At 68.4% G+C, this 11987-nt stretch carries 12 protein-coding genes and 1 pseudogene; 3 read left to right on the forward strand and 10 right to left on the reverse strand.

Going from position 1 to position 11987, the window contains the following annotated elements; translation table 11 throughout:
• Positions 1-6 precede the first annotated feature (6 nt).
• From GBRO_RS00480 to GBRO_RS00510, 7 genes are all read right to left on the reverse strand, one after another.
• Complete coding sequence (locus GBRO_RS00480; RefSeq protein WP_012832040.1) at positions 7-807, reverse strand: anti-sigma factor; 801 nt, start codon at positions 805-807, stop codon at positions 7-9.
• Entirely contained in the window at positions 800-1372 is a 573-nt protein-coding gene (locus GBRO_RS00485) for a sigma-70 family RNA polymerase sigma factor (RefSeq protein WP_041919645.1), read from the reverse strand. The genes GBRO_RS00480 and GBRO_RS00485 overlap by 8 nt, the downstream gene beginning before the upstream one ends.
• A gap of 104 nt (positions 1373-1476) precedes the next feature.
• Complete coding sequence (locus GBRO_RS00490; RefSeq protein WP_012832042.1) at positions 1477-2280, reverse strand: DUF1295 domain-containing protein; 804 nt, start codon at positions 2278-2280, stop codon at positions 1477-1479.
• Positions 2280-3566, reverse strand: coding sequence for an SAM-dependent methyltransferase (locus tag GBRO_RS00495; RefSeq protein ID WP_012832043.1), 1287 nt, complete (start codon positions 3564-3566; stop codon positions 2280-2282). The genes GBRO_RS00490 and GBRO_RS00495 overlap by 1 nt, the downstream gene beginning before the upstream one ends.
• A complete protein-coding gene (locus GBRO_RS00500) occupies positions 3563-4360 on the reverse strand; it encodes a DUF1365 domain-containing protein (protein ID WP_012832044.1) in 798 nt (265 codons plus the stop codon). The genes GBRO_RS00495 and GBRO_RS00500 overlap by 4 nt, the downstream gene beginning before the upstream one ends.
• Positions 4357-5754: an NAD(P)/FAD-dependent oxidoreductase gene (locus GBRO_RS00505; protein ID WP_012832045.1), complete on the reverse strand. Its 1398-nt coding sequence runs from the start codon at positions 5752-5754 to the stop codon at positions 4357-4359. Before GBRO_RS00505 ends, GBRO_RS00500 begins: the two co-directional genes overlap by 4 nt.
• 54 nt (positions 5755-5808) lie before the next feature.
• Positions 5809-6054: a hypothetical protein gene (locus GBRO_RS00510; RefSeq protein ID WP_012832046.1), complete on the reverse strand. Its 246-nt coding sequence runs from the start codon at positions 6052-6054 to the stop codon at positions 5809-5811.
• 50 nt (positions 6055-6104) lie between these two features.
• Between GBRO_RS00510 and GBRO_RS00515 the strand changes: the two genes are divergently transcribed.
• Complete coding sequence (locus GBRO_RS00515; protein WP_012832047.1) at positions 6105-6500, forward strand: YccF domain-containing protein; 396 nt, start codon at positions 6105-6107, stop codon at positions 6498-6500.
• Positions 6501-7007: 507 nt separating this feature from the next.
• Here GBRO_RS00515 and GBRO_RS00520 read toward each other — a convergent pair.
• A complete protein-coding gene (locus GBRO_RS00520) occupies positions 7008-7571 on the reverse strand; it encodes a maleylpyruvate isomerase family mycothiol-dependent enzyme (RefSeq protein ID WP_012832048.1) in 564 nt (187 codons plus the stop codon).
• A 40-nt stretch (positions 7572-7611) separates the two neighbouring features.
• Here GBRO_RS00520 and GBRO_RS00525 point away from each other — a divergent pair.
• Positions 7612-8442: pseudogene (locus GBRO_RS00525) on the forward strand (helix-turn-helix domain-containing protein); the annotation flags it as partial.
• Between the two features lie 50 nt (positions 8443-8492).
• Here GBRO_RS00525 and GBRO_RS26685 read toward each other — a convergent pair.
• Positions 8493-9167, reverse strand: coding sequence for a DUF2207 family protein (locus GBRO_RS26685; RefSeq protein ID WP_227892827.1), 675 nt, complete (start codon positions 9165-9167; stop codon positions 8493-8495).
• 111 nt (positions 9168-9278) lie between these two features.
• A complete protein-coding gene (locus GBRO_RS26690) occupies positions 9279-10274 on the reverse strand; it encodes a DUF2207 domain-containing protein (protein ID WP_227892828.1) in 996 nt (331 codons plus the stop codon).
• A gap of 232 nt (positions 10275-10506) precedes the next feature.
• Between GBRO_RS26690 and GBRO_RS00535 the strand changes: the two genes are divergently transcribed.
• Positions 10507-11775 carry a GAF domain-containing protein gene (locus GBRO_RS00535; RefSeq protein WP_012832050.1) on the forward strand — a complete coding sequence of 423 codons (1269 nt, stop codon included), beginning with the start codon at positions 10507-10509 and terminating at the stop codon, positions 11773-11775.
• Positions 11776-11987 lie beyond the last annotated feature (212 nt).

The raw sequence follows: 11987 nt of genomic DNA on the forward strand, positions 1-11987 counted from the left end.
GCCGCGTCAGCGCAGATCGATCTGCGCGACCATCGGCGACGTCGGCGTCGACGACCCGCCCGGCGGTTCGACGCTGAATCCGAGCGTCTGCGCCGAGCTGATGCCGGGCAACAGTGCGGTGGTCACCTCGTGGACATCCTTGTCGGTCATGGTGCCCGCCGAGCGCGGACCGTCGGGGCCCACGAGCCACATCTGATACACCGTGCCCGGTTTCGGCGGGGGAACCGAGGTCATCACGAGCACCCCGGCCCCGACGTCGGGGGAGTAGTAGACGGTCGCGGTGCCGCCGGCCACATCGGCCGACGTGGACTTCAGGTCGGGAGCGGAGAACACCTGCTCCGGGGTGTTCGTCGTCGGGCTGTCCGACGACGTCATCGAGTGACCGATCGCCCACCCGATCGCCCCGACCGCGACGGTCACGACGGCTGCGGCGGCCAGATAGACGATTCGGCGTCGTCGATCCGGCAACTGCGTCACGGCAGCACCGTTCTCGTCGGACTGTGGTTCGGGCGGGGATTCGACGGGTTGTTCGCGTTGCCGATCGTCGCCCGACCGGGCGGCGGCGAGGATGGCGTCGCGCAACTGCGCCGGCGGTGGGGTGGCGGTGGCGGCGCTGACGGTGGTCATGGCCTCGCGGGTGGCCAGGACCTGCCGGCGGAACTCCGCGCGGATGTCATCGGGCGCGGTGGCGAGTCGCTGTTCGAGCTCGTCGAGCTCAGCTGCGGCGAGCGCGTCGAGACCGACGAGCGGTGCGAACTCGAGCAGTTCGGCATACGTGTCGTCGCCGGGACGATTGTCGTCAGACATCGGCACCCCCCAGGCAACGACGCAACCGGATCATTCCGTCACGGATCCGGCTCTTGACCGTGGGCAACGCCACCGAGAGACGCTCGGCGACCTCCCGGTAGGTCAGGCCCTCGTAATAGGCGAGCACCACCGACTGGCGCTGCACGTCGGTCAGCGACCCCAGGCAGCCGACCACGGTCTCGGCGGTCTCCGACGACCCGACCGCATCGCTCACCAGGTCGAACGGCGACTCCTGCGCCTGAGCGGCGTAGCGGATGTCGCGGCGTGAAGACGCCGACTCACTGCGCACCCGGTCCACGGCCCGCCGGTGAGCCATCGTGATCAACCACGACAACGGCGACCCGGCATCGGCGGAATAGGAGCCCGCCGACCGCCACACCTGCAGAAAGACCTCCTGAGTGGTCTCCTCGCTGTAACCGGGATCGCGCAGGACGCGCAACACCATGCCGTACACCCGCGCTGCGGTGGCGTCATAGAACTCGGCGAACGCGCCGTCGTCGCCGTCGGCGATCCGCGACAACAGTTCGGCGAGCCTCGGCAGGTCGGTTGCCTGCGATGGCGTCATCGGCGCTCCGAGGAGGCGGAGGCCGGGTCGACGGAGATTGGGGCTGCGGTCATCGGCTATCAGGTTAATGTCCGCGGGTGGGGCCCTCAAGGCGGATGCGGTCATCAGGCCTCCGATGTCCGCCGCGGCGGGCGCGGCAGGAAGTAGGAGGTGCGTTGCTGATACTCCGGATACCCGGGTCGCTTCGACATCGACTGTTCGAGGAGGCGGGCTCCGGTCGCATAGACGAGGAAGTAGGTCATCGCGATCGGGGACAGTAACGTCAGCGTCGCCGGCCACACCCCCGCGGCACACAGATAGATACCCCACCACACACAGCTGTCACCGAAGTAGTTCGGGTGGCGCGTCCAGGCCCACAGGCCCCGATCCATGATCGCCCCCTTGTTGGCGGGGTCGGCCTTGAAGCGGCGGAGCTGGGCGTCGCCGACCGCTTCGAAGGCGAAGCCGGTCAGCCACAACGGAATTCCGAGGCAGAGCAGGATGGTCGCGACACCGTCGCCGGGGCCGAGGATCGCCGAGACCTGGATCGGCAACGACACGAACCACTGGGAGATTCCCTGTGTGGCAAAGACCTTGCGGATCACGGTGCCGGTGCCACCGCCGGCTCGTTCCAGCATCGCCGTGTAACGGGGGTCTTCACCTTTGCCCCGGGACTTGACGTGCATGTGCCAGGACAATCGCAGGCCCCACACGGCGGCGAGGATCGCGAACAGCCAGCGCCGGAACGGATCACCGTCGCCGAGCAGAAGGGCGAGCCACGCGACTCCGACGAATCCCAGACCCCACACGACGTCGACCACGTTGTAGCGGCCGATCCGATGCCCGATGGCAAAGGCGACGGCTTGGATGGCCGCCAGCAGGATCAGGGCGGCGACGGTGAGGACGGCGAATCCGGCCCACCCGGTCATCATGACTCCTCGCGCGCGAAGACGAACTGGTAGACGTCGAGATAGCCGGCGCGGAACCCGGCTTCGGAGTAGGCCAGGTAGAACTGCCACATCCGGGCGAAGGTGTGGTCGAAGCCGAGGGCGGCGACCTCGTCGTCGGCGGCGAGGAAACGTTCCCGCCACAACCGCAGCGTCTCCGCATAGTGGACGCCCAGGGCGGTTCCGCCGGTCATCCGCAGCGAGGTGTGCCGACGCACCGCTGCCCGCAGACCCGGCACCGAGGTGAGCTGCCCGCCGGGGAAGATGTACTTGTGGATCCATGTGTAGGTGTTGCGGGAGGCCACCATTCGCTCATGCGGCATCGTGATCGCCTGGATGGCCACCCGCCCGCCCGGAGCCAGCAATCGGTCGATGGTGGAAAAGTAGGCGGGCCAGTACTTGTCACCGACCGCCTCGATCATCTCCACCGACACGACGGCGTCGAAGGTGCCCTCAATCGCTCGATAGTCGAGCAGGTCGATGCGGACGGCGTCGGCGTATCCGGCACGCGCGACGCGGTCGCGGGCGAGGTCGCGCTGTTCGGTGGAGAGTGTCACCGAATACACGTCGGCGCCGCGGGCGGCCGCGCGGATACACAATTCGCCCCAGCCCGTGCCGATCTCGAGGAGACGGGTGCCGGGTCCGACCCCGGCGAGGTCGAGCAACCGGTCGATCTTCCGGCGCTGTGCGTCGGCGAGATCCGCCCAGCGCGCCGGCGCGGAGACATCGTCGAACACGGCGCTGGAGTAGGTCATCGTCTCGTCGAGGAAGGTCGCGAACATCGCGTTGGACAGATCGTAGTGGCGTGCGATGTTGGTGCGCGTACCCGTCGGTGTGTTCTCCTCGGCCGCAGGCTGTTTGGGGAGGACCAGGGACCGCAATGGCTGGAACGTCGCGGGAACGAGCCGGGCGGCGCGGGTCGCGAACGGGGTGAGGACACCGACCAGGTCGTCGGTGGTCCAGTCGCCGGCCATGAAGGCCTCACCGAATCCGATGAGTCCGCCGCTGCCGAGTCGCCGCCAGAAGTCGTCGGGCCGCCGCACGATCATCCGGGGAAGGACCCCGTCGGTGTCGGCGCCACCGAGGGTGCCGTCCGGGTACTCGACGCGAATACCGAGATCGCGTGTGGCGCGCCGGAACAACGCGGCTGCAGCGGCCGACCGCACCCGGGCGGTGGGTCCGGCGGGGACGGATGCGACGTCGGGCCAGCGCTGCGCGTCCACCGGGTGGCCGACGGCGGAGCCGGGGTGGCGAATGGGGACGTTCATCGACGGACCTCCTCGGTGTCGGGTGTGGGCGCGGCAACGGTGTGGGTGAGCAGATGGGGCGGACGCGGCACGACGGACAGTCGCCGCGCCCAGAGTCTGATGCCCTGCAATCGGATTCGGGCCGATACGACGAGCGGTGCCAGCGGAGTGCGGATCTGCGCGGCCAGTAACGCGCGCGTGGTGGCCGCGACGGTGTGTCCGCGCAGCGTGGCCACAAACGGTGCGTGTCCGTCGCGATGCAACGTCACGGACAGGGCGACGCGACCGTCGGGTCCCGGCTCCGGTAGCGACAGCTCGTAGGCACCCTCGACGGGATTGAACGGTGACACATAGAATTCCTTGCCGACGCGGGCACGTCCGGCGGCGTCGGTGGTGACCACATAGCAGTGACGTTCGCCGTAGGTGTTGTGCACCTCGGCCACCACGTAGCGCAGTGATCCGTCGGCCCGGTGACACCAGAAGACGCTCAACGGGTTGAACACGTGTCCCGCGACCCGGGCCGAGAGCAGGGCGGTCACCGGCCCGTCGGGTGGGTCGATACCCGCCTGACGCAGGTGGCTTTCGAGTCGATCACGCAGTGACGCACCGGGAGTGGCGGGTTCGGGGAAGTGATCGTCGGCGTCGAACCGGGCGAAGGGGCCCAGTGGCCGTGGCGGGTGCGGCAGGTCGTCGATGTCGATGAACCACGAGTAGCTGCGGTAGGTGAATCCATGTCGCACCGGGGTGCGCCGAAGGTGCCCGATGGTGGCGGGGACCAGCGACGGTGTGCCGGCTCGGGGGCCGGAACCGGTCATGCCGGCACCACCTCGGTGGGCCGGCTGTCCCAGCGCACACCGAGCCGGGCGGCCGCACGCTCGCCGGATGCGGCACCGTCCTCGTGGAAACCCCACCCGTGATAGGCGCCGGCGAAGACGATCCGATCAGTGTCGATGGTGGGTAGAAGGCGCTGGGCAGCAACGGATTCGGTCGTGTACAGCGGATGCTCATAGGTCATCTCGGCGTGGATCGCTCTCGGGTTCACCAGATCAGTGCGGCCCAGGGTCACCAGCATGCGTGGTCTGCTCGTCGGTAGCCGCATCAGACGGGTGAGGTCATAGGTGACGGCGACCCCGACGCCGGCCTCACCCGCGTCGACCCGGATCTGCTGATTCCACGACGCCCAGGCACGCCGCGCCCGGGGCAGCAGTGATGTGTCCGAATGCAGCACAGCGGGTTTCGGGAGATAGCGGATCGCGCCCAGGGTTCGTTGGGTGGCGGGTGTTGGCGCGGTCAGCATCCGCAGTGCCTGATGCGGATGGGTGGCGATCACCGCGGCGTCGAATAGTGTTGGGCCGCAGCCGTCGTCGGCGGTGAGCCAGACGCCGTCGGACGCGTCGTCGATGCGGGTGACCGCCGCGCCGGTGCGGATGCTGCCCGCGCGGGCGGTGATCTCGGCGGCGACGGCGTCGACGTAGGTTATCGAACCGCCCACCACGGTCCGCCAGGTAGGGGAACCGTAGACCGACAGCATGCCGTGGTGGTCGAGAAAGGTGAACAGGTATCGGGCGGGGTAGCGCCCGGCGTCGGCGTCGCTGCACGACCACACCGCGGCGACCAGGGGATACAGGAAGTTGTCGCGGAAGTAGCCGGAGAAACCGGTGCGGATCAGGAAGTCGTCGAGCGGTTCGTCGGAGCCCGACGACGCGTCGTCGAGGAGCCGGCGGGCCTCGCGGTGAAACCGTTTGATCTCCACCAGCATCGCCAGATAGTGCCGGCGGACGAGGTTGCGTGGTGTCGGGAACAGGCCCGAGATGCCCAACGCCCCTGCGTACTCCAGGCCGTTGATCTGCGAGGACACCGACATCGACATGTCCGAGTCCTGCGTGGCGACACCGAGGTCGTCGAACAGCCGGGACACGGTGGGGTAGGTGCGGTCGTTGTGCACGATGAAGCCGGAGTCGACGGCGAGGTGAGTGCCGTCGGGCATCGGTACCCGGTGGGTGTGCGCGTGTCCGCCGAGCCGATCGTCGGACTCATAGAGGGTGACCTGCGCCTGTGCGGAGAGGATGTGCGCGGCGGTGAGGCCGGCGACGCCGCTGCCGATGACCGCGACCGATCTCGGCGGGGTGGACCGGCCGGGCACGGTGTGTCGGGACGCGGATGGGGGCTGCGGGGACCGGCGCTTGCTCGACCGATCGGTTGGTGTCATGCCCGGTATTCGGACCGGCGGGGGCTGTGGATGGGGTGACCGGGGTCTCGGGCTTCACGGAATCCATCCGTTGCGCCGCGGATACCGTACCCGCAGATAGCTGTACAGGTACGTGCTGAGGAACAGCGCAACACCGGCGCCGACGGCGGGCCAGAGGAAGACGTTGTCCAGCGACGAGCGGATGGCCGCGACGGCCCAGCCGAGGGCGAGCAGTACCAGCGCGATGGTGGCCAGAATGCGCACCACCAGTATCAGTGTCGTCACGACGGCCCACACCGCCTCACGTCCCCGCCCGGTCATGCGGCCAGCATATCGGCGCTCACCGCGCGGGCTTCGGGAAGAATGGGCTCATGAAGACAATTCTGAACGTGATCTGGCTCGTGCTGTGCGGGTTCTGGATGGCGGTGGGCTATGTACTGGCCGGCATCATCTGCGTCATCCTGATCATCACGATCCCGTTCGGTATCGCCTCCTTCCGGATGGCGAACTACGCGCTGTGGCCCTTCGGCCGCACCGTGGTGCGCAAGCCGACCGCGGGTTCGATGTCGATGATCGGCAATGTGATCTGGATTCTGGTGGCCGGCTGGTGGCTCGCCCTCGGCCACATCACCACCGGAATAGCGCTGTGCGTCACCATCATCGGTATCCCGCTCGGCATCGCCAGCTTCAAGATGGTGCCGATCTCGCTGCTGCCATTGGGGGTGGACATCGTCGACACCGACGATCCCGCCGTCGCCTACCGATAGGGCGGATCGACGTCTCACCCGGCCGGTTGAGCGCGCCGCCCTGTTGGTTGAAGCCGACCCCATCCCACTGCTGGTTGAGCTGTCCGGATCCCGCTGCTGGTTGAGTCGTCCGGATCCCACTGCTGGTTGAGCCGTCCCGATCCCGCTGCTGGTTGAGCCGTCCCGATCCCTCTGCTGGTTGAGCCGCGACGGGCGAGCTTGCGAGCCCGCCGCGCGTCGAAACCACAGTGAGACAACGATGTTCGCGACCACCGGGGAGCACTCGCTGGGCGCGGACATCGTCGGCTTGCGGGTGGTTTCGACGCGGCTCGGTCTCGCTTCGCTCGACCGTGCCGGCTCAACCAGCGGGTGGGATGGGGCCGGCTCGGCCAGCGGGGTGGGATGGGGCCGGCTCGGCCAGCGGGGTGGGATGGGGCCGGCTCGGCCAGCGGGGTGGGATGGGGCCGGCTCGGTCTCGCTTCGCTCGACCGTGCCGGCTCGATCAGCGGGTGGAGGGACGGCAGGTGTTCAGCTCCGGCGTCCCAGCCGGGCGAGCAGGATGGTCTGGCGGTCGGCGTCGTCGGGAATCTCGACGCGTTCGCACACGCCGTCGCTGTAGAGCGCCTCACCGAAGCCGTCGGCGGCGGTCTCCATCATGGTCAGTTCGTCGTCGGTGAATCGCAGCTCGGCGCCGACGGCGGTGGCGACGTCCCAGCGGTGGGCGACCATGTCGAATCCGTAGAAGCGGAGCAGGGTTTCGCCGACGCTCGTCGGGCCGAAGTGTCCGTCGAAGGAGCGGTTGGCGATGTCGGGGTCGGCCACCGCGCCGGCGACGCGATGACTGTGGCTGCGCCAGGCCGCGGCGGGGTCGTGCAGCGATGGGGCGGGCCCGGCGTCGACGTCGTGTCCGGCGAGAAAATCGCGCTGGGTGTCGATGACGTGCGCGACCACATCGCGGGCGGTCCACCCGGCGCATGGTGACGGTGCGGTCCAGTCGTCGGGGCCGACGGCGTCGAGGACGGCGCCGAAGCCGGCGGCGAGGCCGGCGTAGCGGTCGGCAAGGGATGCTGAGGTGTCGGTGGAGGAAGTCATGATGTCAGTGAACAGCGAGCGGGACGGGTGAGGATTGAACATTCGCGACAGATCCGGCGGTGATCGGCTCGATGACGTCGAACGGGCGCATCTCGTCGACCCCGCGGACGCGAGTTACCGGATCGGCCGATGGGGACCATCGCCGGAGCTCGGTGACCTGGTGCGACGGTTCTGGGTGCCGGTGTGGTCGGTTCCGGAGGGGGCCGAGGCCCCGCAACGGGTGCTGCAGTATCCGGTGTGTCTGATGGTGGTCAGCGACACCTACGCCCGGTTCTACGGCGTGGTGACCGGCCTGAGTGAGACCGTCCTGACCGGCGACGGCTGGGGCGTCGGCGTGATGTTGACACCGGCCGCGGGCGGATTGCTCGTGGGCGGCTCGGTGGACGCGTGGACCGACCGGCACGACGAACTGTCGCACGTCTTCGGCGACCGCGGCACCGCGCTGGCCGACGGGATACGCGCACGGATGGCACCGAATCCGGCCGACGAGTCGGCGCAACATGCGGCGACCAGGGTCGTCGAGGACTGGTTGGCACCGCATCTGCCCATCGACGACGACGGCCATCTGATCAACGGGATCGTCGATTTCGTGGAGAACGACTCGTCGGTGATTGCACTGAGTCAGATCTGCGATCGGTTCCATCTCACCGAACGCAGTCTGCAACGTCTCACCCGGCGACGACTCGGACTGACCCCCCGATGGCTCATCCAGCGTCGTCGTCTGCAGAAGGCGGCAGAACGGCTGCGCGACAACTCCACCACGCTGGCCGCGATGGCCGCCGACCTCGGCTACTCCGACGAAGCGCACCTCGTACGCGACTTTCACAAGGTCACCGGTATGACCCCGCGGGCGTTCACGGCGCGATTCAGTCGAGGAGATCCGCAGAAAACCGTCACCTCGCCCGCCACGGGTCGGCGTCATCACCACGAACCGCCCCCACCACCACCCCCGCCCCCGGAGAAACCGTCCCCGGAGAAGCTGCCGCCACCCGTACTCAACGACGCCGATTGACTCGCGGCGTACGCCGACAGCGACGACGAGAGACTCGACTCGAAGCTGTCGATGCCCGAACCGCCGAGGAAGCCGTAGGAGCCGTCGTGGCCGGTGACGGAGACGAGCCACAGCGGTGTGGGTGGTTCGGCAGCGGTGGCCGCGCGGTACTTCTGCGCCCACGCGTCGTCGCAGTCGAAGGCCACCGCGTAGGGAAGGTAGTCGCTGTAGAGCTCCTTCCGGGTGCCGAACTCCAGCCGTCCCGGATTCGACGGCGCCGACAGCAGACGTTCGAATCCGCCTGCGCGCGAACATATGTCGCGGCCGAGCTGGGTTCGTCTGGTGCGCGAGCCGGCTGCCCACAATCCGGCGCCCCCGACGGCGAAGGCGGCAACCGGGGCCACGAGTAGCGAGAACGGAAGCCACTGCCCGATGAGGAGTACCGCAGCGATCAGGAAGGCGAGGATCACCACCGGGCGTCCGATCCGCTCGGAGCGGTTGCGGGTGAAGGCGCCCACGCTCCTCGACCACGACGAGGTCGTCGCGGACAACTCGTAGCCGGCCGATCGCAGGATCTCCCCCGCCTCGAGTGAACCGTCGGCCACAAATGTGCTCCCGGCACCGGCCGACAGCCCCAGTTCGGGCCCACGGAACGGGAAACCTCGTCGACCCGCTCCCACCCGTCGGCGCCGACGAGCGAGGTGATCGTCCAGGTGTCACCGTCGCGGTCGAGCCGGACGAGGCGACGGTCCGCGAGATACAGCAACGTCGCCGCAAGGGCCCGTCGCGGCATCACCGTGCGTCGCGAAGTAGGTCTGCACCGGTCCGAGAGCGGAGTCCGGTCGCAGCGGATCCGCCGGCGGAACGACCATCACCGGCTGCGGCGGTGTGGACTCACGACTGCGGAGCACCCACGCGACGCCGGCGCCGAACAGGACCAGGGACGCGAGGACCAGTGCAATCACGGTGCGCAGGGATCGGCCGAGGACGGCGTCGAAGTACTGCGACCACGGCGTGGCGGTGCGATCCGGTACGGCCGACGGCAGGTCGGCGCGGAACGCCACACCCGTCATCGGGGGCAGCGCTCCGGTGGTCACGATGCGAGACCGGGGACCGCTCTCGGTGATGGTGCAGGGTGCACCGTCGTCTACACGGCAGGCGGCGGCCAGTGGTTTTCCGGGGAGTTCGATGCGGGTCTCCGACCGCGTGATAGGCATCCGCCTTCCGTCGGGCACCACCCGCCAGAGGAAGCGGGCGTCGGTGCCGGAGGTGCCCCCGCGCGCCGGCGCCAGCACACCGTCGACCCGGTAGGTGATGACGAACACGTGCATGCCCGGCGAGAGGTAGCTGTCGGGATCGCCGATCTTGGCCACACGGAACCGCCGGTTGGCTTCCCAGCTCAACTCGACCGGGACGGCATGGCCGTCGAGGGTCACCGCGATGGCGTCGGGGATGTAGCGAACATGGGGATCGGCGGCGTCGGTGACGTCCCAGAAACGGAAGATTCCATGGCGCGACGGGGGGAACAGGGTGCTGATCGATTCCCGCGCGGTGAGTTCCCCGTCGTGGGCGATGCGGTAGTCGGCGCGATAGTCGGAGATGGTCACCGGGTCGACCGTCGGATCGGCGTCGTCGCTTAACTGGATCAGAGGCGCCGCCAAGCCGATCAGGGCCAGCACGGCGACCCCGAGTGACATCAGCACCCGCTTCATCTGGGCAGCGTAAGCCTTCATCTGTCCAGGTGGGAGGCCATGTGTCATCTTTGACCGACACGACGCGCAGGGCAGCGCCCGCGCTATCCTGGTGCCACACGTATACGGAGAACACCGTCGGGGGACCACGTTAGTCCACTTGGGTGGGCGGCGTCGGCCGGGCTGTTTGTTGCCGAGATCACACTCGGCACGGCAGAATCGGAACATAGACCAGGCAAGCGACGGAGGACGAATGAGCGACGCTGCCGCCGTGTCCTCCCGGATCCGGCAGGCGTACGAGGACTTCCTGTCGGGGGTCACGCCGCCTGCCGACTCTGTGCGGTCGGTCGTGCGGGAGTCGTGGGTCCGGTCGCGCAATCGTGGTATCGATCCCGGCGACGCGGTTCCGGAGTCGTCGGTGCCCGCGATGAGCGACGCCGAGTTCGCCGATTACCGCGCCACGCATCCCATCACCGCCGTCCGTCCTCTGGTGCAGTCGCTGATGGTCGACGCCATCGCCGACTCCGGTGTGGTGGTCGCGCTGACCGATCAGGTGGGCCGGCTGCTGTGGGTCGAAGGCGAGTCCACGGCCCGCGACAAGGCCGGACACATCAACTTCGTCGAGGGCTCGGTGTGGAGCGAGGACGTCGTCGGCACCAACGCCCCCGGGCTTGCGCTCGCCGTCGACCGCGGCGTGCAGGTGGTGGGTCCCGAACATTTCGCCGGACCGGTGCAGGAGTGGAGTTGCGCGGCCGCCCCCGTCCACGACCCGCTGACCGGGCACGTCATCGGCGTGATCGATGTGACCGGTGGGCGGGAGGTCGCCGCGCCGTTCGCGCTTGCCGCGGTGCGTTCGGTGGTGGCCGCCGTCGAACGTGAACTGCAGTCCAAGGCCATCGATCTCGGCGACCCGCATACCTTCGAAGCCGCGGGTCCACGACTCACCGTGCTCACCGACAACGGCTACCGATGGCATCGCCATGCACCAGAGTCGCGAAGCCTGTCGCGGCGCCATGCCGAGATTCTCCTTCTGCTGCAAGCATTTCCGGAAGGCCTCAACACCGAGCAACTCGCGCTCAAGCTGGCCGAAGACGGAATTGACCCGGTGACGGTGCGTGCCGAGATCTCCCGGCTGCGCCGCGATCTCGGCGACGACGTGGTGCAGTCGCGGCCCTACCGCCTGACCGTCGAAATGTGGTCCGACGTCGGCGACCTGCGTCAACGTGTCGCCTCGGGTGGCGATCTGGAATCGGTGATCGACGAGCTGGGCCGTGGTGGTCTGCTCGTCGAATCGACCGCACCCGGCATCGTCGAGATCTTCGAGGAACTGCGCGAGGACGTGCGTTCGAGGGTCATCGCCGAAGGCCAGGTGGGAGCCCTGCGGAAGTGGACGTCGTCGATCCACGGACGCGACGACCTCGTCGCCTGGCGCCGGCTCGAACACCGGTTGCCCGTCAGTGACCCCGACCGCGCCGTGGTCGGCGGACGGATCCGGCTGCTGGATCGGCGTTACGGGGTGTAGGTCCGGTTCGGATCTGTACCGGGTGGGCACGTCGGGTGGATGGTGTGGGTTGGCTGGCTGGGGTGTTCCGGTTTCGGCGGGCCGACGATGCGCACAGCACACCCCCGGGTGCCCACTCGTACAGCTTTCCGCACCGCCCCGACCTGCGACGACGATCCGTTGCAACCGCTGCAACGTGTGTGCAACCAACCCGCTCCTACTCTGTGCAACAG

It is taken from the genome of Gordonia bronchialis DSM 43247 (assembly GCF_000024785.1).
GTDB lineage: Bacteria > Actinomycetota > Actinomycetes > Mycobacteriales > Mycobacteriaceae > Gordonia > Gordonia bronchialis.